Origin of the sequence: Microbispora sp. H10885 (genome assembly GCF_014161415.1) — a bacterium.
Lineage (GTDB): Bacteria > Actinomycetota > Actinomycetes > Streptosporangiales > Streptosporangiaceae > Microbispora > Microbispora triticiradicis.
Map to the genome: position 1 here is coordinate 26,777 of NZ_JABBWY010000003.1, position 20,269 is coordinate 47,045.

General features: G+C 71.9%; 16 protein-coding genes and 1 pseudogene. 7 read left to right on the plus strand and 10 right to left on the minus strand.

What is annotated here, in order from left to right:
* Positions 1-7: 7 nt before the first annotated feature.
* Positions 8-1,672, minus strand: coding sequence for a serine/threonine-protein kinase (locus HHX37_RS35550; protein ID WP_220502728.1), 1,665 nt, complete (start codon positions 1,670-1,672; stop codon positions 8-10).
* Positions 1,673-1,763: 91 nt separating this feature from the next.
* Positions 1,764-3,686: a serine/threonine-protein kinase gene (locus tag HHX37_RS08755; protein ID WP_182885091.1), complete on the minus strand. Its 1,923-nt coding sequence runs from the start codon at positions 3,684-3,686 to the stop codon at positions 1,764-1,766.
* A 385-nt stretch (positions 3,687-4,071) separates the two neighbouring features.
* Here HHX37_RS08755 and HHX37_RS08760 point away from each other — a divergent pair, with 385 nt between their 5' ends.
* Entirely contained in the window at positions 4,072-6,924 is a 2,853-nt protein-coding gene (locus tag HHX37_RS08760) for a M14 family zinc carboxypeptidase (RefSeq protein ID WP_220502729.1), read from the plus strand.
* A gap of 114 nt (positions 6,925-7,038) precedes the next feature.
* Complete coding sequence (locus tag HHX37_RS08765; RefSeq protein WP_182885092.1) at positions 7,039-8,469, plus strand: M1 family metallopeptidase; 1,431 nt, start codon at positions 7,039-7,041, stop codon at positions 8,467-8,469.
* 27 nt (positions 8,470-8,496) lie between these two features.
* Here the strand turns inward: HHX37_RS08765 and HHX37_RS08770 are convergent, their stop codons facing one another.
* The 3 genes from HHX37_RS08770 to HHX37_RS38130 all read right to left on the minus strand — a co-directional run bounded on the left by HHX37_RS08770 (position 8,497) and on the right by HHX37_RS38130 (position 10,865).
* Positions 8,497-9,135, minus strand: coding sequence for a response regulator (locus tag HHX37_RS08770; protein ID WP_182885093.1), 639 nt, complete (start codon positions 9,133-9,135; stop codon positions 8,497-8,499).
* Positions 9,132-10,283: a sensor histidine kinase gene (locus HHX37_RS08775; protein ID WP_111697392.1), complete on the minus strand. Its 1,152-nt coding sequence runs from the start codon at positions 10,281-10,283 to the stop codon at positions 9,132-9,134. The genes HHX37_RS08770 and HHX37_RS08775 overlap by 4 nt, the downstream gene beginning before the upstream one ends.
* A gap of 135 nt (positions 10,284-10,418) precedes the next feature.
* Positions 10,419-10,865, minus strand: coding sequence for a cellulose binding domain-containing protein (locus tag HHX37_RS38130; RefSeq protein ID WP_396775365.1), 447 nt, complete (start codon positions 10,863-10,865; stop codon positions 10,419-10,421).
* Here HHX37_RS38130 and HHX37_RS38135 point away from each other — a divergent pair.
* A pseudogene (locus HHX37_RS38135) lies at positions 10,777-10,989 on the plus strand (hypothetical protein); the annotation flags it as partial. The gene HHX37_RS38130 and the pseudogene HHX37_RS38135 overlap by 89 nt on opposite strands.
* Positions 10,990-12,453: 1,464 nt before the next feature.
* Here HHX37_RS38135 and HHX37_RS08785 read toward each other — a convergent pair.
* Positions 12,454-13,173, minus strand: a complete 720-nt coding sequence (locus HHX37_RS08785; protein ID WP_182885095.1) for a DUF2470 domain-containing protein — start codon at positions 13,171-13,173, stop codon at positions 12,454-12,456.
* A gap of 67 nt (positions 13,174-13,240) precedes the next feature.
* Between HHX37_RS08785 and rpsD the strand changes: the two genes are divergently transcribed.
* A complete protein-coding gene (rpsD, locus tag HHX37_RS08790; protein WP_182879059.1) occupies positions 13,241-13,855 on the plus strand; it encodes a 30S ribosomal protein S4 in 615 nt (204 codons plus the stop codon).
* Between the two features lie 29 nt (positions 13,856-13,884).
* Here rpsD and HHX37_RS08795 read toward each other — a convergent pair whose 3' ends face one another.
* The 4 genes from HHX37_RS08795 to HHX37_RS08810 form a co-directional block, all read right to left on the minus strand.
* Positions 13,885-14,616 (minus strand): GNAT family N-acetyltransferase, encoded by a 732-nt coding sequence (locus tag HHX37_RS08795; RefSeq protein WP_182885096.1) that lies wholly within the window; start codon positions 14,614-14,616, stop codon positions 13,885-13,887.
* 153 nt (positions 14,617-14,769) lie between these two features.
* Complete coding sequence (locus HHX37_RS08800; protein WP_182885097.1) at positions 14,770-16,116, minus strand: hypothetical protein; 1,347 nt, start codon at positions 16,114-16,116, stop codon at positions 14,770-14,772.
* 33 nt (positions 16,117-16,149) lie between these two features.
* On the minus strand, positions 16,150-17,070 hold the full coding sequence (locus tag HHX37_RS08805) for a hypothetical protein (RefSeq protein WP_182885098.1): 921 nt from the start codon (positions 17,068-17,070) through the stop codon (positions 16,150-16,152).
* Positions 17,071-17,075: 5 nt separating this feature from the next.
* Positions 17,076-17,567, minus strand: a complete 492-nt coding sequence (locus tag HHX37_RS08810) for a hypothetical protein (RefSeq protein ID WP_182879055.1) — start codon at positions 17,565-17,567, stop codon at positions 17,076-17,078.
* A 321-nt stretch (positions 17,568-17,888) separates the two neighbouring features.
* Between HHX37_RS08810 and HHX37_RS08815 the strand changes: the two genes are divergently transcribed.
* From HHX37_RS08815 to HHX37_RS08825, 3 genes are all read left to right on the plus strand, one after another.
* On the plus strand, positions 17,889-18,449 hold the full coding sequence (locus HHX37_RS08815; RefSeq protein ID WP_182879054.1) for an RICIN domain-containing protein: 561 nt from the start codon (positions 17,889-17,891) through the stop codon (positions 18,447-18,449).
* Positions 18,450-18,630: 181 nt separating this feature from the next.
* On the plus strand, positions 18,631-19,404 hold the full coding sequence (locus HHX37_RS08820) for a MerR family transcriptional regulator (protein WP_220502730.1): 774 nt from the start codon (positions 18,631-18,633) through the stop codon (positions 19,402-19,404).
* Positions 19,405-19,602: 198 nt separating this feature from the next.
* Complete coding sequence (locus HHX37_RS08825; protein ID WP_182879052.1) at positions 19,603-20,094, plus strand: hypothetical protein; 492 nt, start codon at positions 19,603-19,605, stop codon at positions 20,092-20,094.
* Positions 20,095-20,269: the final 175 nt, after the last annotated feature.

The following is a 20,269-nucleotide window of genomic DNA, read 5'->3' on the forward strand; positions in this document are numbered from 1 at the left end:
GCGTCGCTCAGGCGTTCCAGTCGATCTCCGGCTGGGTGTAGCCGTCCGGGAAGTCTCCGGTGGCGTCGCCCGCCCCGGCCGGGTCACCGGTGCCCTTTCCCTTTCCCTGCTTGCCCGTGCCCTGGTTTCCCGGATTTCCCGAGTTTCCCTTGCCCTGGTTTCCCTTGCCGGTGGGCGACTGGGCCGCGCCGGAGTTCTGGCCCTTGGCGGGCTTCCGCGTGCCGGGACCCGCCGCGGCGGGCTTGCCTTTTGGGGCCTTGGCCTTACCGCCGGGCTCCGCCTGGTTCTTCGCCTTCGGCGCGGACCTCTCCGTACTCCTGCCGCGGCTCTCCTGCGCCCGCCGCCCGTCGCCGCCGTAGGATCCGGCCCTGGAGTTCGCGACCGGCCTGGCCGCCGTACGGCCGGAGGCGCCGCTTCCGCCGCCGTCGGCGGCCTCCAGGACCCTGTCCTTGTCGGGCACGGGCTTGGCGGTCTTGGTCGCGAAGACGGTCACGGTGGGCACGCTGACGACGGCGGTCCCCCGGGGGTCGGCCGCGGTCCGGGCGGTCGCGAACGCCGCCGCGCCCGCGGCGACACCGACCAGGGCGACGAGCGCGCCCGTTCCGACCGCCACCGCCCAGGGCCTGCGGCGCGGGCCCGCCGGAGCCGGCGCGGTGACCGGCGCGGGGGTGGGAGTGCGACCGGCGCCCGGCGCGGGCACGGATGCCGGTACGGACGCGGGCAGGGGCGTGGGCCCGGACAGGGGAACGGGGGCCGGAGCGGTCGCCTCGCCCTGTTGGAACAGCGGCACGAACCGGGCGAGACGCGGCGGCTGCCGGGGACGCGGCACCACCGGGTCGGACACCAGCCCGGTGGCCACCGCGTGCAGGTGCTGCATCGCCAGGTCGGCCGTCATCCTGACATCGGGGTCCTTGACCAGGAGCCCCGCGATGACCGGGGCCAGCGGCCCGGCCCTGTGCATGGGGCCGGCCTCCTCGTACATCACCGCGGCCAGCGTCGCGAGCGCGTGACCCCGGTTGAACGGCGAGTGTCCCTCCACCGCCAGGAACAACGTCACCCCGAGGGACCAGAGGTCGGACGCCCGCTGCGCCTGCCGTCCCGCCGCCCGTTCGGGGGCGATGAACGCCGGCGTTCCCACGAGCATGCCGGTGCGGGTGACGGGGGAGTCGTCCTCCATCGCCGCGATGCCGAAGTCGGTCAGCACGACCCGGCCGTCCTCGGCGAGCAGGACGTTGTCGGGCTTCACGTCTCGGTGCAGCACCCCGTTCGCGTGGGCGACCCGCAGCCCGGCCAGCACCTGCGCGCCGATCTCCGCCACCCGGCGCGGCGGGAGCGGTCCCTCGTCGCGGATGACCGACCCCAGCGTCCGGGACGGCACCAGTTCCAGCACGATCCAGGGGTAGCCGCCCTCCTCGAAGGCGTCGTACACCGCCGCCACGTTCGGATGACTGAGCCGTCCGGCCGTCCTGGCCTCCCGGAAGGTCCGGATCGTGAAGACGTCCCGTTCCGTCCCGGTCATCTCGGCGGACTGGTGCAGTTCCTTGACGGCGACCTCGCGTTCGAGCACCTGGTCGACCGCGCGCCACACGGTGCCCATGCCGCCCCGCCCCAGCGGCTCGATCAGGCGATAGCGTCCTGCCACGACACGTTCGGAGGTCTGCGCATCAGCCATGGTTGTCGCGCTACCCCGGTTGGGGGAACGCATGCGACATCGTTACCTTTCTGGGACAAAAGGCTTTGGCCGGTACGCGTCGGCTGGATCGTCATCCGGGCTGGAAGGTGCGGGCGAAGGCCTTGAAGTATGACAACCCGGAAGTCCAGCGGGCGTCGCTCACCTGCCAGTAGAGGGCGACACACCGGCCGTCGGCGAGCCGGAAGGCGCGGTCGAGCACCCGCACCTTCCCGCTGCTGACCGTGTGGGTGAACTCCCAGTCGGCGGAGGGCACGCCCAGGTAGGTGCCCGGTGTGATGCCGATGCGTTCGTAGCCGCGCAGGTATCCCTTCTCGGTCGAGGCCTCCTCGACCGTGCGCACGGCGCTGACCGGGTCGTCGGTCTCCCAGGGGGTCAGGTCCACCTGCAGGTAGTCCCGGCCGTTCGGGGCGTGGAAGCGCACCCGCGTGGCCTCCCTGCCGTACGGGGTCCAGCCGGAGGGCAGGCCGATCGTGAAGCCCAGCGGGTCGCGGTGGGTCCGCCAGCCGGCGGGCAGCGTGGCGGCCGGCCGCGAAGACGGCTCTTTGGACGGCTCCTCTGACGGCTCCTCGGACTGCTCGGGCGACGGAGATCCGGAGGACGGCCCGGTGTAGGGACTCGGCTCGCCGGTGCCGTCCGACGTGGAGTCGCCCGTGGAGTCCCCAGTGGTGCCGTTCCCGGTGTCGTTGCCGGTGCCGTTCTCGGAGGCCGACGCGGAGTCCCGGCCGACCTGCCCCGCGACGAGCGTCTGATAGCCGTACCACCCGCCCGCCACGACGCCCACGATCAGCACCGGGAGCAGGACCAGCAGGGCCACCTTGCCCGCCGGGCCGCGCCGCGCGCCGGACTGTCCCGGAGCAGGGGGGAGGGAGTGCGGGGGGTGTGTTGCGGCCGCGCCGTACGCGCCGGGGCCGGGCTGCCCTGGAGGCTGACCCGCAGGCTGCCCCGGACCCTGCGGCACGCTCTGCCAGGAGCCGCCGTACGGCTGGGCTCCCGGCGGCGTCTGCTGCCAGTGCGCACCGGACGGCTGTCCCGGAGTGGGCGCGCTTGTCTGCCAGTGGCCGCCACCGGGCGGCGGCGATCCGGAGGGCGCAGGCTGCCAGGAACCGCTCGGCGGCTGCTGCGGCCCGGACGGGTTCGGCTGCCAGGAGCCGGGCGGGGGCGCGGCGGCCGCCGGTCCCGGGCCGGCCGCGATGGCGGCGTTGAGCAGGGCGGCGGTCTCGGCCGGGGAGATGCGGTGGGCCGGGTCCTTGCGCAGCAGGCCTTCGAGCACGGGCGTGAGGGCCCCCGCCCGCAGGGGCGGCGCGGGATCGTCGTGCAGCACGGCCGCCATCGTGGCCACCGCCGAGTTGCGGTCGAACGGCGTCCTGCCCTCCACCGCGGCGTACAGCGTCGCGCCGAGGGACCACAGGTCGGACTCGGGGGTCGCGGGATAGCCGTTGAGCCGCTCGGGCGGCAGGAAGGCGGGAGTGCCGGTGATGCCGCCGGTCATGGTCAGCGCGGTCTCCTCCGGCATGGTCGCGATGCCGAAGTCGGTGAGCACGACCCGGGTCTCCCCGCTGAGCAGCACGTTCTCCGGCTTCACGTCCCGGTGCAGCACTCCGGCGGCGTGCGCGGTGCACAGCGCGTCGAGGACCTGCAGGCCGATGGCGGCCACCCGGCCGGGCGGGAGCGGTCCCTGGTCGCGCAGCGCCTGGCCGAGGGAGCGCGACTGGACGAGTTGCATCACGATCCAGGGCCGGCCGTCCTCCTCGATGACGTCGTGCACGACGACGACGTTGGGATGGTCGATACGGCCCGCCGCCCGCGCCTCGCGGATCGTCCGGCGGTTGAACGTGTCCCGGTCCTCTTCCGAGGTGGGATGGTAGAGCACCTCTTTCACGGCCACCGTACGGTCGAGCAGGTCGTCATGGGCACGCCAGACGACGCCCATGCCCCCGCGGCCGATCGGTTCGAGCAGGCGATATCTGCCCGCCACCCGACGCTCTTCGTCCACCCGCCCCTCCTCGAAACCCCCTGAATGGTCCCACAGGCGGGCGCCCGGCCGTCCGCCGTGCCGAAAATCCCGGCGACGGCGGGCACTTCGGAAGACCGGACAGGGGCGGGGACGCGCGCACGGCTCGCCACCGCCGCCCGCCCTCCGGCGCGCGAACCCGATGCCCAGTCGTTATGGCGCGTTATAAAAGGCGAATTCGGTTGGCTTGGATTGTGCTGACCTGCGAGAACGCCTTATCTCACACTTTCTCTCATTGTCTCGTGACATTTTCGACACATCTCGCCAGTCTTGTCCGGTTTATTCCCCTCCAATACTGTCCGCAGTGACTTTGTCGTTTCCCGGACGGACCTCCCCCGAGACGACCCGTCCCCCGCCTGGAGGCGAAATGCGGTTGCGCACGACCACGTGCGGAAGATCCCCCTACGGCATGGCGCTCGGCGCCGCGGTCCTGGTGTCGGCCGCGCTCGCGCTGACGCCGGTCCCACCCGCGCAGGCCGATCCGGCCGTGGCCGCCGGGAAGAAGACCCCCGCTCCGTGCGGCGATTCCAGCGCGCACCTGGACCAGGTGCCCACCCCCGAGCAGTTCTTCGGCTTCCCGCTGGGCAAGGGACAGCCCCGGGTGCTCACGACCGAAGAGATCACGAGGTACGTGGAGGCCGTCGGCCGCGCCTCGGACCGGGTGGTCACCGGCACGATGGCGCGCAGCGTGTCCGGCCAGGGCCTGCCCTACGCCATCGTGTCCGACGCCCGCCACGTGGTCCCGGGACAGCTGAAGAAGATCACCGACCAGATCCGTTCGCTGCGCGACCCGAGGACGCTGCGGGCGGACAAGGCCACCCGGATCGCCGAGGAGGCGCCCGCCATCGTCTGGATCGCGGGCAACGTGCACGGCGGTGAGAAGAGCGGCGCCGACGCGGCGCTCAAGACCCTGTACGAACTGGCCGCCGGCCTGTCCTGCGACGTGGCCAAGCGCAACGACAACCTGCTCACGGTCATCGTGCCGACCCAGAACCCGGACGGCCGCGACGCGAACCGCAGGCAGAACGACTACGGGTTCGACCTCAACCGGGACTGGTTCGCCCGCACCCAGCCGGAGACCGACGCCAAGATCGACATGCTGCGGGCGTATCCGCCGCAGGTCTTCGTCGACGCGCACGAGATGGGCGGGCGGCAGTACTTCTTCCCGCCCAACGCCGACCCGATCCACCACGAGATCGCCGACCAGCCGGTGAACTGGATCAACCGCATCGGCGCGGCGAACGCCGCGGGCTTCGGCTACAACGGCGCGTGCGGCGGCGCGGTCACCACCGAGTGCTACTTCAACTACGCGACGTACGACCTGTTCTACATGGGGTACGGCGACAGCGTCCCGGCCGCCGGCTTCGGCGCCGCCGGCATGACGTTCGAGAAGGGCAGCACGTCGGCCGTCGAGGACCGGGTGCAGCAGCAGTTCAACACCCAGTGGGCGACGACCGGTTGGGCCGCCGACAACCGGCGCGAGGTCCTGGACGGCTACTTCTCGATCTGGCGGACCGCGCTCGCCGAGGGCGCCGCCGGCGCCCTGGAGCCGAACGAGGTCGTCCAGCCCGCCAACACGGTCCGGTTCCCCGTGCCCGACATCACCATCCGGTCGTACTTCCTGCTGCCCGGCCGGCAGCTCGGCGACGTACGCAGGCTCGTCCAGCGGCTCCGCCGCATGGACGTCGAGGTCTACCGGGTGAAGAAGCCCGTTGAGGTGCCGACCGCCCACGTGTTCGGCGGGCGCACGGCGCGCGACGTGACCGTGCCCGAGGGCGCCTACTGGATCCCGATGGACCAGCCGCAGAAGCACTGGATCCAGGCGGTGATGGGCGAGGACCCGTACGTCCCGTTCCCGTACTTCTACGACGTCTCCTCGTGGAGCAACCCGCTGCTCGCGGGGGTGGACACCATCACCACCGGTGACGTGGTGTCGCCGAAGGCCGACCTCGTCAGGGACATCGACGGCGGCGTGGCCTTCGGGGCGCAGCGCGGCGGGTCCTACACCTACCCGATGGACTCGGCCGCCGCGTCGGAGCTGACCTTCCGGCTGCTCGCCAAGGGAATCCCGCTGACGCGCGACACCAGGAGCGGGCTCGTCGGCCTGCCTCTCACCGCGATCGGCCGCGACGAGCTGGACGAGCTGGCCGAATCGCTCGGCGTCACCGTGGAGGGCCGGCCCGGGCAGGTCTCCGGCCCCGCGCTGCGCACGCCCGACGTCGGCCTGTTCGCCGGCACCGGCGTCTCGACGACCTCCGGTTCGTACGGCGAGGCGCGGTACGTGCTCGGGGCCCGCTGGGGCCTGGACCTCACGCCGGTCACCACCGCCGACGTCAACGGCAACACCCCGGCCTTCACCGGGCGGACCGTCCTGCTCGTGCCGGACGGCAGCAGCTCCAACGGCGGGCTGACCGCGCAGGGCCTGGCCAACCTCCGGCAGTGGGTGGCCGCGGGCGGCACGTACGTCGGGCTGCGCAACGAGGGCACCCGGGTCGCCCGGGCGGCGGGCCTCACCTCCACCACCGAGAAGGCCAAGCCGACCGGCTACCAGGTCATCGGCTCGCACTTCCGGGTCGACGTGAGCGCGGGCAGCCCGGTCGCGCTCGGCCGTCCCGCCGAGGACTTCCAGTTCAACAACGGCGACCCGATCCTGAACCCGAGCCAGACCGGCGTGAACGTGCTCACCTATCCGTCCGGCGACACGTTCTGGTCCAACGGCTACACCGTGGGAGCCGAGACGCTCAAGGGCACGGCCTCGCTCGTGGACGAGCCGAACGGCGCCGGGCACGCCGTGCTGTTCGCCTACAACCCGCTGTTCCGGGCGTACAACGAGAACGGCATCCACCTCCTCGCGAACGCGCTGCTCTACCCGGCCGGGGCGCCCGCCGCACAGCGGCGCGCGCTCGCGGCGCCGACGCCGGGGCAGGCCCAGTCGCCGGCGGAGTCGCTGCGCGCCGCCGCGACGAAGGCGGAGGAACCGCCCAACCTGGGCGGCGAGTGGCGTCCGATCGTGATCGAGGTGGCCGCCGCCGACCTCGCCCGGACCCAGGTCGTGGTGGCCCGGTACACCGGCGCGGCGAGCACGGCGACGGCGGGAGACTCGGCGTACGTCACGATCCCGAACCCGGACGGGCTGGCGGCCGACGAACACCCCTTCGTCCGCGACCTGGTCCGGGACCTCGGCGCGGCGGGCATCCCGCTCCGCTCCGTCGTCGCCTGATCCATCCCGCACAATCCCCCTGCGGCGTCACACGCGTCCTTCCGCCGGGCGGCCGGTCTCCGGCCGCCCGGCGCTGCCGGAACCATCGAAAGGAGCCCCATGACGAGGAGCCCTATGACATCGCCTCGTACCCGCCGGGCGGCGCGGTTCGGCGGCGCGGCGCTCGCGGCCGCGCTGCTCACCGCGACCCAGGCGACCGCCTCCCTCGCGGCGCCCGGAAACCCCGGGGAGCCCCGCTACTCCGCCGGCGCCCCCTCGCTCGGCGACCCGTACTTCCCCGACCAGGGCAACGGCGGGTTCGACGTGCGGCACTACGACGTCACCTTCGCGTACGACCCCGCCACCAAGATCATGGACGCCACGACGGTGATCACCGCCGTCGCCACCCAGGACCTCGATCGGTTCGACCTCGACTTCCGCGGTCCGGAGATCACGTCCCTGAAGGTCGGCAAGCACCCGGCCGCGTTCCGCCGGGACGGGCAGGAACTCGTGATCACCCCGCGGCCGAAGCTCAAGACGGGGGAGACCTTCACCGTCACGGTGGCGTACAAGGGGACCCCGCCGGTCATCACCGACCCGGACGAGTCGATCGAGGGCTGGGTGCCGACGGACGACGGCGTGTTCGTGCCGGGCGAGCCGCAGGGCGCCCCGGCGTGGCTGCCGTCCAACGACAGCCCGAAGGACAAGGCGACGTTCACCTTCCGCGCGACGGTCCCCGAGGGCGTCACGGTCGTCGGCAACGGCCGCCTGACGTCCAAGACGACCGAGAACGCGAAGACCACGTTCGTCTGGGAGTCGGCGGAGCCGATGGCGACCTACCTCGCCACGGTGACCCTGGGGAACTTCGTCGTCGCCGAGACGACGACTCCCGGCGGCGTCCCCGTCTACACGGCGGTGGACCCGCGCCTGGTGACGCAGTCGGCGGGCGCCGTCGCCCGGATCCCCGACATCCTGGAGTACTTCTCGTCCGTCTTCGGGCCGTACCCCTTCGACACGGCGGGCGCGATCATCGACCGTGCGCCGGACGTCGGGTACGCCCTGGAGAGCCAGACCAAGCCGATCTTCTCCAGCGCGCCCAGCGTGGGCACGATGGCGCACGAACTCGCCCACCAGTGGTACGGCGACAGCGTGTCCCTCGGCAGATGGTCCGACATCTGGCTGAACGAGGGCTTCGCGACGTACGCGACCTGGCTGTGGACCGAGCACAGCGGCGGCGCCACGGCGCAGCAGACGTTCAACAGCTCCAGCAACTACGGGCGCGCGGCGACCTCGTCGTTCTGGCAGATCGTCACGGCCGATCCCGGCCCGGAGGACATGTTCGGCAACGTGCCGTACAACCGGGGCGCGATGACGCTGCACGCGCTCCGCGGCAAGATCGGCGACACCGCCTTCTTCAGGCTCGTCAAGGACTGGGCCACCGAGCACCGGTACGGCACCGTGAGCACCGCCGACTTCGTCGGCGCGGCGGAGAAGGTCTCGGGCCTGGACCTGAAGGCGTTCTTCGACGTGTGGCTCCACCAGAAGGGCAAGCCCACCTCCTGGTGAGCCCCTCCCGGTGGACGCGCGGCCGGATCAGGATCGAAGCCGCAGGGCGAGCTGGATCCGGTCGCGCAGGCCCAGCTTGCGCAGCACGCTGGAGACGTGGTTCTTCACCGTGCCCTCGCTGATCGACAGGCGCGCGGCGATCTCCCGGTTGGCCGCTCCGGCGGCCACCATCCGCGCCACCTCCAGCTCGCGCACCGACAGCAGCTCCCGCCCGGGGAAGCCGCCCGAGCCCTGCAGCGGAAGCTGCCGCAGCTCGGCGACCAGCCGGGCGGCCACCGGGCTGCCCAGCACCGTCTCCCCGCGGCTCACCCGGTGGACGGCCGCGACCAGTTCCTCGGGCGAGCAGTCCTTGAGCAGGTAACCGGTCGCGCCGCCGCGCAGCGCGCCGAAGATGTACTCGTCCTCGTCGAAGGTGCTGAGCACGATGACGGCCACCTGCGGATGCTCGGCGGCCAGCCGGGCGATCAGCTCCACGCCGTTCATGCCCGGCATCCGCATGTCCACCAGCGCGACGTGCGGGCGGCACTCGCCGACGACGTGCAGCGCCTCGTACCCGTCGGCCGCCTCGCCCACGACCTCGACGCCGTCCTCGACCTCCAGCAGCTTGCGCAGCCCCTGCCGCATGAGCGCCTGGTCGTCGACCAGCACCACCCTGACCCGCGTCACGCCACGACCTCCGTGAGTGGCAGCTCGGCGCGCAGCTCGAACCCGCCGCGCGTCGCGTTGGCGCCGGTCAGCGTGCCGCCGAGCGCCCTGGCCCGATCCGCCAGCGAGGTCAGCCCGAAACCGCCGGACGAACGGTCGTCCCGGCCCTTCCCGTCGTCGCTGACCACGAGCACGACCCGGTCGTCGCCGAAGGTGAGCGTGCCCCGCACGTGCTCGGCCCCGGCGTGCCGCAGCGCGTTGGTGAGCCCCTCCTGCAGCACCCGGTAGAGGACGAGCTCGACGTCGGGCGTCAGGAGCCGTTCCTCGCCCCGCACCTCGAACCGCACGCTGATGCCGGTGCCGTCGAACGACGCCGCGAGCCGTTCGAGCGCGGCGCTGCCCACCCGGCCGTCCAGCGCGAGCGGGCGCAGCGCGCGCACCCAGCGCCGGGCGTCGGCCAGCGCCTCGACCGTGAGCTCCTTGGCCTGGCGGACCTCCTCCCAGGCGGCGTCGGGGCGGCGCTCCCGGAAGCGTTCGGCGTTCTCCAGGCCCATCTTTATGACGGTCAGGTGATGGCCGACGGAGTCGTGCATCTCCGACGCCATCCTCGCCCGCTCCTCGGCGACGGCCAGCTCCCTGATCCGTTCGAGCAGCCCCCGCGCCTCCTCCCGGCTGCGCCGCGCCGCCAGCGTGGAGGACGTCATGCCCAGCACGAACGCCGCCAGCACCGCGCCGAGGCCCATCTCCTGCAGGCCGTCGAGCACGGTCTTGTGGAAGATCAGGGGGACCGCGGCGAACATCACCACCGCGAGGCAGGACAGGATGACCGTCGCGGCCCGCATGCTGTAGATGAAGGCCAGATTGGCGACGGCGATGAGGATCAGGGGGAGCTGGGTGCTGTAGGCGCCGCTGATGCCCAGCATGGTGGTCGCCACGAGGAACAGCGGGGCCGCCCAGCGGCGGCCCTCCGCCCGGTCCCAGGGCAGCATGGGCCACAGCGCCACGACCAGCCCGAGGTTGGCGGCGAAGAGCACGTACTCCAGCACGCTGCCGACGCCGAGCAGCACCGCCTGCACGAGGCCGGCCGCCATGACCGCCGTCACCGCCCAGAACACGAGGTTGAACAGGAACGGGCGGTCGGCGTCCCGAAGCCAGTCGAAACCCGCCATGCTCCGACCCTAGATCGCCACGGTGCGGATGCAACCCGCCATCGGGACCATGACGACCATGACCGGAGTCATGCCGCCGCCGTCCCGCACCCGTGCCCCGCCCGCGTTCGTGCGGGCGGGGCACGGCGAGAGGGTCTAACTCGCGGAGCAGGTGACCGGCGAGGGCACGTCGTTCGCGCCGGTCGCGTTGCCGGTGAAGCCGAACGACGTGGAGGCGCCGGCCGCCAGGGAGCCGTTGTAGTTCACGTTCTTCGCGGTGACCGCGGCTCCCGACTGGGACACCGTGGCGTTCCAGGAGGAGCTGATCGTCTGGCCGTTGCGGTACGTCCAGCCGGCGGTCCAGCCGGAGATCGGGGTGGTCCGGGTGTTCTTCACCGTCACCTCGGCCTGGAACCCGCCGGGCCAGGAGTTCGTCACCGTGTACGTCGCCGTGCAGCCCTGGCCCGGGTTGGGGGAGGCCGACGGCGAGACGGACGGCGAGACCGACGGAGACGGGGACGGCGAGGGAGAGGCGGACGGCGAGGTTGACGGGGAGGGCGACGGGGACGGCGACGACGTGCCGCCGCCGCTCGCCTTGAGCACGGTGACCGAGTACGGCGGGAGCGTGATCGAGGTGGCCGACGACGCGCCGCTCGTGCTGATCGAGGTGGCGCCCTTGCGCCACTGCACCACGGTCGCCGCGTTGCCGGGGGAGAAGCCCGAGTAGGACAGCGACACCGTCGTGGAGTTGTTCAGGTCCTTGTTGATCAGCACCACGTTGACGCCGCTCGAGGTCTTCACCGCGTGCGCGGAGAGCAGCGAGCTGGACGAGGACGCCTTGACCAGGGTGTCGCCGGGCGATCCGGCCCTGCCCACCATGGCCAGGCCGTAGTACGGCGGGAACGGCGTGTTCGCCGCGGGCTCACCGGAGGCGCCGGAGGACAGGATGCCCTCGTCGTGGTAGTCGGGGGTCCCGTCGTCGCCGGTGGCCGGGCCCTGGCTGGTCCCGTTGTGCAGGTTCCACCAGTCGAGGTTCATCGCGCCGTTCTCGAACCACGTCAGGTAGCTGTCGGTGGCGAACAGCGCCGCGGTCGCGGTGGTGAGCTGATAGCTGGGGTTCAGCTCGGTGACCGAGATGCCGATGCTCGACGCCCTGCTCCCGGCGTACTTGGAGATCAGGGAGCGGACCGTGCCGGTGATCGTCGAGATCTGCGAGACCTTGCCGAGGCTGTCGGCGGCCGAGGTCGCGCCCGGGTACCAGTGGACGATGACGAAGTCGGCCTTGTCCTTCACGATCGACATGACCGTGTTGTTCCAGTCCGCGCTGTCGCCGGAGCCGACGATGCCGTCCGGCCAGCCGCCCGGGGTGGTGAGCACCACGCCGACCTTGATGGAGGAGTCGACGGCCTTCATCGCCGAGATGTACTGCAGCACGTTGTTCGCGTACGCCTTGGGGCTCTTGTCGGAGTGGTTGTCCTGCTCCCAGCCCGAGCCGTAGTGGCCGTTGCCGTAGACCTCGTTGCCGATCTCCCAGTACTTGACGCCGTACCCCTTGGTGACGTTGGCGTACCGCACCCAGTCGGCGGCCTCCTGGGCGGTGCCCGTGCCGTAGTTCGCGATGATCACCGGCTGCGCGCCGGCCGAGCGCACCGTGCCCATGTAGGTGTCGAAGTCGGTGTTCGGCGCCACGTAGCCGCCGTCGGCGGTGTTGGTCTTCCAATGGTAGATGTCGCCGTACGACCCGCCGGGATAGCGGACGGCGGTGAAACCGGCGTCGCGCAGCAGGCCCGCGATGGGGGCGCTGTTCATGTTCCCGTCGTAGACGGCGACGTTGACCCCGTGCCCGGCGGCGGGGATCGTGCCCAGACTCGTGCCGGTGTTCACCGTCACGGTGGCGGAGGTCGCGGCCGACGCGGGTGCGACGGTGACGGCCGTGACCGACGCGGCGGCGAGCGCCGCGGACGTCAGCAGGGCCAGTCCGACGCGCCGCCGGCCTGTGAGCGAGGCGTGCATTGGGGAGCTCCTTCGAGCGATCGCGCTGTCGCCCGTGCCGGGCGCAGATCGAGCCGCATCCTGTTCCCCGCCGCCCCGCACGGTCAACGAGAAGGCCCCCTGCAACCCGCTGACCTGCGGTCGATTTCGTATGGAGATGCAACTTTCACCGGGCCGTACCGGTGTCTGCCCGGTGATCTCATCGCGACAGCAGACAGGCCAGGGCCTGTTCGAGCGCCTCGGGCGTCGCGACGGGCGCCGGCCAGGGGGCCCGGACGAGGTGGCCGGGCCCCAGGCGCAGAGTGGCGCCGTAGCGGTCCAGCTCCCACAGCCACACCTCGTCGTGGGCCGCCTCCCCCGTCAGCCTCTCCGCCGCCTCCTTGAGCGGCTCCGAGTGGGACTCGTTGACGTGACGCACCATGCGCTCGGCGGGCGGGAGCAACGGGTCGGGGGCCGAGGCGAGGTACGTCTCGGCGTCGAGGACGCCCGACTCGCCGCCGGTCAGATAGATCACGTGGCAGACGTCGACGCGCAGCAGCGCGGGAGCGCCGCCCTCGACGGCCGCGAACAGGTCCTCGTCGGGGCAGGACTCCGCGATGGCGACGGCGGCGGCGCGGGCCTGCGCCGCGGGAACGGGCTGCGTCCAGCCCCGCACCTTGAGCAGGGCGCGGTGCCGCTCGACCCCGCCGACCTCCCTGGTCGCGGAGAGGTCGACCGTCACCAGGGTCTCGGCCGGCGCGCCGTACAGGACCTCGCCCGGCTTCACCAGCAGGACCGGCCGCCCCCTGCCGTCCACGCCGCCGCGGGCGGCGGCCGTGGGCACCTCCGACCCGGCGACCGAGACATGCGTCGGCGCCGACAGGGCCGCGAGGGTGCGGACGCGCTCGGGGACCGGGGGAGCGGTGACGGGATGCCGCATGGGTGGCTCCTTCAATATAGGTTAGGCTCACCTTAGTAAGGGTTGCCTAACTTGGAAAGAGGGTGTCATGCGTTACACGGGACCGAAGGTGCGGCTGTCGCGACGGGCGGGCGTTCCGCTCACCCGGAAGGCGGTGAAGTACTTCGAGGCCCGGCCCTACCCGCCCGGCGAGCACGGCCGCAAGACCAACCGCCGGAACACCGGCGACTACGGCATGCGGCTGCTGGAGAAGCAGAAGCTCCGCTGGTACTACGACGTGTCCGAACGTCAGCTCCGCCGCTACTGGGACCTCGCCGTCCGCCGTCCCGGCCGGTCCGGAGAGGAACTGGTGGCGCTCCTGGAGACCCGGCTCGCCTCCCTCGTCCTGCGGGCCGGGCTCGCGCCGTCGATCTACGCCGCCCGGCAGTACGTGAACCACGGGCACATCGCGGTCGACGGCCGCAAGGTGGACATCCCCAGCTACCAGGTGAAGCCGGGCCAGTCGGTGACCGTACGGGACCGGTCGGCCAGGATGCAGCCGTTCGTCGCCGCCGCCGAGGGCACGTACGCCGACGAGCGGACCGCTCCCTATCTGGACGTCGACCACCGCGGGCTGCGCTTCACCCTGCTGCGGCGCCCCGCGCGCGAGGAGATCGTGGTTCCGGTGGACGAGCAGCTCGTGGTCGAGCACTACTCCCGCTGACGCCCCGGCCCCGGCGATCGGCTACGGGATCACGGGGTCCGGAAGCCGCGGAACGTCACGCGCTTCCGGAACGCGAAGCCGAGCCGCTCGTAGAGCGCGATCGCGGACGTGTTGGCCTCGGCCACGTGGAGGAACGGTCGATCGTTCCGGGCGGTGATGTGGGTGACCAGGGCGTCCACCAGACGGGAGGCATGTCCCCGCCCACGAGCCTCGGGGGCGGTGCAGACGGCGCTGATCTCGGTCCAACCGGGCGGACGGAGCCGTTCGCCCGCCATGGCGACCAGGGCGCCGTTCTCGCGGATGCCCAGATAGGTGCCGAGTTCGAGAGTCCGGGGCCAGAACGGCCCCGGCCGGGTCCGCGCGGTGAGATCGAGCATCTCCGGCACGTCGTCGGCGCCCAGCTCGACCAGCTCCGAACCCGGCTCGACGTGGGCGACGTGGGTGACGTCGGCGCGCCCGGCGCGGCCGGTCGCACCGGGCGCGAGAAAGACCATCTGGAGGCCGTCGAGAGCGAAGATCGGTTCCCAGTCGGCAGGCGGGGTCGCCGGGCAGCTGAACAGGTCGGCGAACCCGCCGCGACCGAGCAGGCGCGCGAGGTCGTCCCACTCCGCCGGGTCAGGGTCGGCGGACACCGTGGAGAAGCTGGCGACTTCCGGCAGGTAACCGGCCGCCCGGCCGAGCCGGCGGGCCAGGTGCGCGTGACGGCCGCGGAGCGACTCGGCGACCGGGTCGTCGAGTGCGACGGTGTCGCGGTCGAGCATCGCCTTGAGCCTTTCGTGCCGGGCCGCGACCTGCGTGCAGCCGCAGTCTAGCCAGGCACGGCCCCTGACCTGACGCCGGGAGCGGTTCACGCGCCCGGTGGAGGGCGAGGGCTTCGGCGGCGTAGCCGGCGCGCGCCGGCTACGCCGTGACGCTCAGGACGAGCGGTTGGTGCCCGCGGGGTTGTTCATGCCGACGGGCGTGGAGGCCGTGGGGCGGTCGGCCTGGCAGCGCTGCTTCTCAGACGCCGTCATCGGGCCGGTGCGCTGGTAGACGCGGTCGGACAGTTCGGTGGCCGGGTAGTCCAGCACGGTGTACAGGCGCCACTCGGTGTTCGGGTCCGCGGGAGCGGGATCGGATGTGAACCAGCCGTCGGTGCGCCGGCGGCCGGCCTGGGTCTCGATCCACGCGGCCTCCGAAGGCTGGAGAACCTCGGTCACCGTGTGGTCGCTCCTGGCGGCCCAGGCGGGATTGGTCGCGGTCCCGGCGGCGAACTGATGGGCCATGTTGCTCGGCGTGCCCGTGGTGCCGGGAAGGCCCGCGGTGGCGGGCAGGTCCCCGTAGGAGCGCCCGGTGAAGGCGACCGGGCGCGTGCGGGTCAGCGCGTTGCGGGTGCAGTTGATGTAGGTGTCACCGTTGACCTGGGCCGGCTCGTAGTACGCGTACGAATACTCTCTCTCCGGCTTGAAGACGCACCTGCCCGGAGCGCCGCTGCAGTAGTTCACCGCTTCGGCCACCGGCCTCGCGTCGTTGCCGTAGAAGGCCTGAGAGGGCGGCAGGCCGGTCTTGGGAATGGTCTTGTCGACCGGCGGCGGCACCTGGACCGCCCGTACGTCGGCGATCAGCGGGCCGCAGTTGCCGCCCGCGTTGGCGGGGGCGGGCACCTTCGAGGTGAAGGTGAGCAGTGGTTCGTGCTCGGAGGCGGTGAAGGTGTAGGTCTGCCCGGTGCGCCACACCCCCTTGCCGAGGGTGTTGAGCTTCTTGTCCGGGTCGGGGGCGGTGGTCCGCTCGCCGACCTCGCCCCCGGCGCCCTCGACCGTGTACGACTGGCCCTGGGCGACCGACGCCGGTGTGCAGGCGGCGGCGATTCCCGGGCTGTCGTCGAAGGTGACGGTCACCTGGGCGCCCGCGCGCACCCCGCGCAGCCGCTGTTTGAAGCCGTAGGCGGCGGCCGGGAAGCGCAGCATGACGGCGGTCTTGCCGTCCGGATGTCCGGAGTCCGCTCCCGCGTAACGCCCGACCCCAGCGGCGGTGCCGGATCCGGCGGTCGAACCCACCGACCAGCCCTGCACCGGTCCCCAGTTCACGCTGCCGCCGGGAAGGGCGGGGAGGACGAAGTCGCCGTTGACGACCGCGACCGGCCTGCTGCCCGCGCTGCCGGAACCGCCTGGCGCGTCGGCGTACGCGGGCTGGACGGCCGCGGGCAGGCCGAGGCAGAGGGCCGCGGCGAGGCCGGCGGCCCGGACCGTGCCGATCCCGGCACGGGTCTGCATGACATTCATGTCGATCTCCATAGATGAGGGCTGGCGGGACGGTCAGGACGGCCGGAACGGAAGCACGGTCCGCTCTCTGAGCCGAGCCCCCGGCGGCAGGGCGGAAAGAGGCGTCATCGCGTCGACGCGGCGGGGGGGCGGGTTGACGTTGTCGTCCGCGGCGGTCGTGGCGTGCGGATGCACCTGCTCGCAGGTGTTTCCGCCCACGACGAAGGTCTCGGCGACGAAGGTGCTGGTGTTGACGGACGACGGTCCGGTGACGACGACGTTGTGGATGTGCAGGCCGTTCGGCACGGTGATCGTCCCGGCGACGCGCTGCATGGCGGCGCTGGCGCCGAACACCAGGGCGTCCCCGGGCCGGACGACGGTGGTGTAAGTGGTCGACTCGGTCTGCTCGCTGGTCCAGGTGTGCTGGTAGGCGAGCTTGAACGCGCCCTCGAAGGCGCCCTTGAGCCCCAGGGAGCCGCCCACCTTGCCGCTGCCGTTCGCACCGGCCTTGGCGCCGAAGGTCGCGCTGGGGCCCTGCTGCTTGTTCGGCGTGTCGAAGCTGCCGCTGCCTTCGGCGTTCACCGCGGCGGAGACCTCGCCGGAGGCGTTGAGCTGGCCCTCCACCGCGATCTTCCCGGTGATCTCGCCGCCGAGGTTGTCGCTGCTGCCGGTACGCAGGGTGATCTGACGCGTCACGGTGATGTTGTCGTCGGTGCAGTTGATCGCGGCGTTGCCCAGAGACTTGACGGCGCTGTAGAAGTCCCCGGACCCGGCCTTGTTCACGGCGAACCGGCACGCCCCGGGGTGCGTGGCGCAGTACTCGGTCACCGGACGCACCGACGGCAGCGGCCTGCCACCGTCGAACGCCCGCGCGGTCGGCAGGGTCGGCTCCGAGCCGGCGGACGCCGCCATCGGAAGGAACGTGATCAGGGCGACGGCGGACAGCACCGGCGTCCGCCGGGCCAGAGATGTCATGAGGCTCACTTGTTCATCAACTCGCACAGGCCGGTCAGCGAGGGTGAACCGTCGGCGGCTTTGAACGCGGCGGGAAGCTCCGCGGCGAACGCGTCACAGGTGGAGTTCAGCGCCGACGCGGCGTTGTCGGTCGGTGCGGGCTTGAAGGCGTCGAGCTCCTTCCGGACGTCGGCCATGCCCTCTCGCTGCTCGGCGTCGTCGCCGATGAGGTCGCGCATGCACTGCTTGCCCTGCGCGGACCCAGGAGGGCACTGGTCGGCCTTGTCCTTGGCGGCGGCGATGTCCTTCTTGGCCTCGTCGGCCTCCTTCCTGGCGTCCTCGCGCCCGGAGTCGACGCCCTCCCGGTCCTGCCCGGAGGCGCCGCAGGGCTTCGGCTCCCCGTTGGGGCAGGGCTTGTCGTCCGGTGGATCCGGCTCCAGTACGGCGGCTCGGGCGGCGGTCGTCACCCCGGCGTGAGCGGGGGCGAAGGCAGCGGAGGCGACGAACGTCGAAGCCACTGCGAGCGTGGCGAAAGCGCCAGCCAGGCGAAAAATGTGCATGTCCTTCTTCCGGCGATTCGGAACGGATGACTCAGGCGTCGAACAGACGCACAGCTGCAGAACGTAGTCACGCACTCCCGGTAAGTAAGATCAACACGCCGGGTGACGCCCCTATCCGGGGACGCCGTCACGCCCTGATCGCCGGACCTTGATCACGCCTTTCACGCGCCTTTGTGGCCTGAGACCGCGATCCGAGCCGAGGCCGATATTGACTGCCTTCAGTGATCCGCCCACAGGATCCGTCCATGCGCCTTCACTGAGAGACAGGGAGACACGCCCATGCCGAAAATCAGGTGCTCCGCGCTGATGACCTCGACCATCGCGTCAGCCGTCCTCGTCGTGTTTCCGGCTGCCGCCCACGCGGACACCACCAGCTTCAACATGCGGATCATCAACAAGATGGACGGCAGCCGCATGTCACTGTCGGGCGACGCGGTCGCGGAAGGGACCCGGGCTGTCACCCTGCGCGCCCCTACCATCCAGCACAGGTCGGCCCGCTGGACCATCGTCGAGAAGGACGACGGTTTCCTGGTGATCAGGAACGAGGTGGCCGGCAAGTGTCTTCAGCCCGCCTCCGGTGCCCCGAACGCGGGAGACACGCTGGTCGTCAAGACGTGCGACGGCTCGCCCCTCCAGGACTGGTCGCGCCGGGACGAGGTGTCCGAGACCAACGTCAACACCGAATGGGGCAGCCTGCGGCCGCGTACCAACACCTCGCTCGCGATAACCCTGCAGACCTACGAGGCCTCCGGCACCTGGGACCACATCTACCTCGACCAGGACCAGAACTCCAGCGACAGGCTGTGGCACTTCACCCGCCCCGACGCCGTCGTGTGGTGACACCTCGGACGGCGCCTCTTCGATCCACCAGGGCGTACACCAGTCGGTAGGCATGCCCGCGCCCGCGAGCTTCGGGGGCGGTCCGCAGCTCGCGAAAGGCCGGGACCCGTCGCGATCCGGGCCGCATCACCGGGCCTCTCGCCTTGAACCTCCCGTCGGGGGAGGTCGTAGCGTTTCCGGCGTGAGCGGGAAGGACGACGCCGGACGACGGTGGTCCATCGGAGAACTGGCGCGGGCGACCGGGACGACCGTACGCGCGCTGTACCACTACGACGAGATAGGACTGCTCGTCGCGAGCGAGCGCACGCCGTCCGGGCATCGCCGGTACACCGAACGCGACCTGCGCAGGCTCTACCGAGTACGGGCGCTGCGCGGGCTCGGGCTGTCGCTGGAGGAGGTCGCGGACGTCCTCGCGGACTCGGCGGACGACCCGGAGTCGCTGCGCGCCCTGCTGGCGGAGCAGTTGCGCAGGCTCGACGAGCACGCCGAGCGGATCGGCGTGCTGCGGCGGCGCATCGGTGACCTGCTCCGGCAGACCGGCGACCCGTACGGCCCCGATCCGGATCGATTGATGACGACGTTGGAGGTCATGTCAGTGTTCGAGACCTATTTCACCGAAGAGCAGCGCGGCCGGCTCGCGGAGCGCAGGGAAGCGCTGGGCCCCGAGGGCGTCGAGGCCGCCAGACGCGAGTGGGCCGGCCTCGTGGAGGAGGGCCTGCGGCACCTGGAGGACGGCATCCCCGCGGACGACCCGCGGGCCCGGGACCTCGTCCGCCGCTGGGACGCGCTGGCGGGCCGGTTCCACCCGGAGGGTCCCGCGGGCGCGGAGACCGCGGCGGCGGCCCGCAGGATGTGGCGGGACAACAGCGCGGAGATCGGAGGGAGCCTGCCCTGGCCGGCCGAGCGGATGGCCGGTCTGGTCGCCTACCTGGAGCAGGCCCGCCAGGCGGGCTGAGCACGTCACCGCGGCGGGCGCGGGGCCGGTCGCGCCGGATCCCGGAGGCGGCCCTCGGGGCGGGGTGAACCTTTCACCGGTTCCGCCGCGTCGCCCGAGCGCCCGGCCCGGCGGGGGAGCGGGAGCGTTGACCCGCCGTAGGGACCGGCCTACCGTGCGGGTCGCACGCCCCCGTCCCTGATGTCAGCCGGAGGTCCCGTGTTCCGCACCACCGCAGCGCGCCTCGTCCCCCTGGCCGCCGCCGCCCTCGTGGCGGCCACCGCGCTCCCCGCCTCGGCCGGGGTCGTCGATCCCGCTCCCGTCCGTCCCCACCAGTACTTCTACGGTTTCGTCAACGGAGAGACCGGCCACGCGACCATCAAGATGGCGTGCTTCGGGCCGGTATATCCAGGACAGACCGGTCATCCCTTCGCCGGGCAGACCGTGGAGGTGCGACCAGTCGCGATCTCCTCGTCGGCGGCGAGCGCCGGCTACACCGGCAGCGGCGGCACCACGATCGCGGTGGACCTGGGCGACCCGTCGACCGTCTCGAGGGCGCTCACGCTGGGCTACTACGGGGTCAAGGCCGAGATCCCGGTCACCGCGACGCTGCCGTGCTACGGCACCGGGAAGGTGACGTTCACGCCCGTGCCCACCAGCTGGACCGCCCGTACGGCGACCGTCGTGGTCGACTACGTCGGCCAGCCCTGATCGCATCATTTCGCCAGACCTTCGGGGCGTCCGGCTCGGACCGGAGGCGTTCACCCGCCTGGAGCGGGCCCGGCACGATCGTGCGTTTCGCGGCCGTCACGCTCCACGACAGCCTGGCGCGCTCCTCCCGTGGACGAGGGCGGCCGGTGGCCGGGCGCCGAACACCCCGGTCATC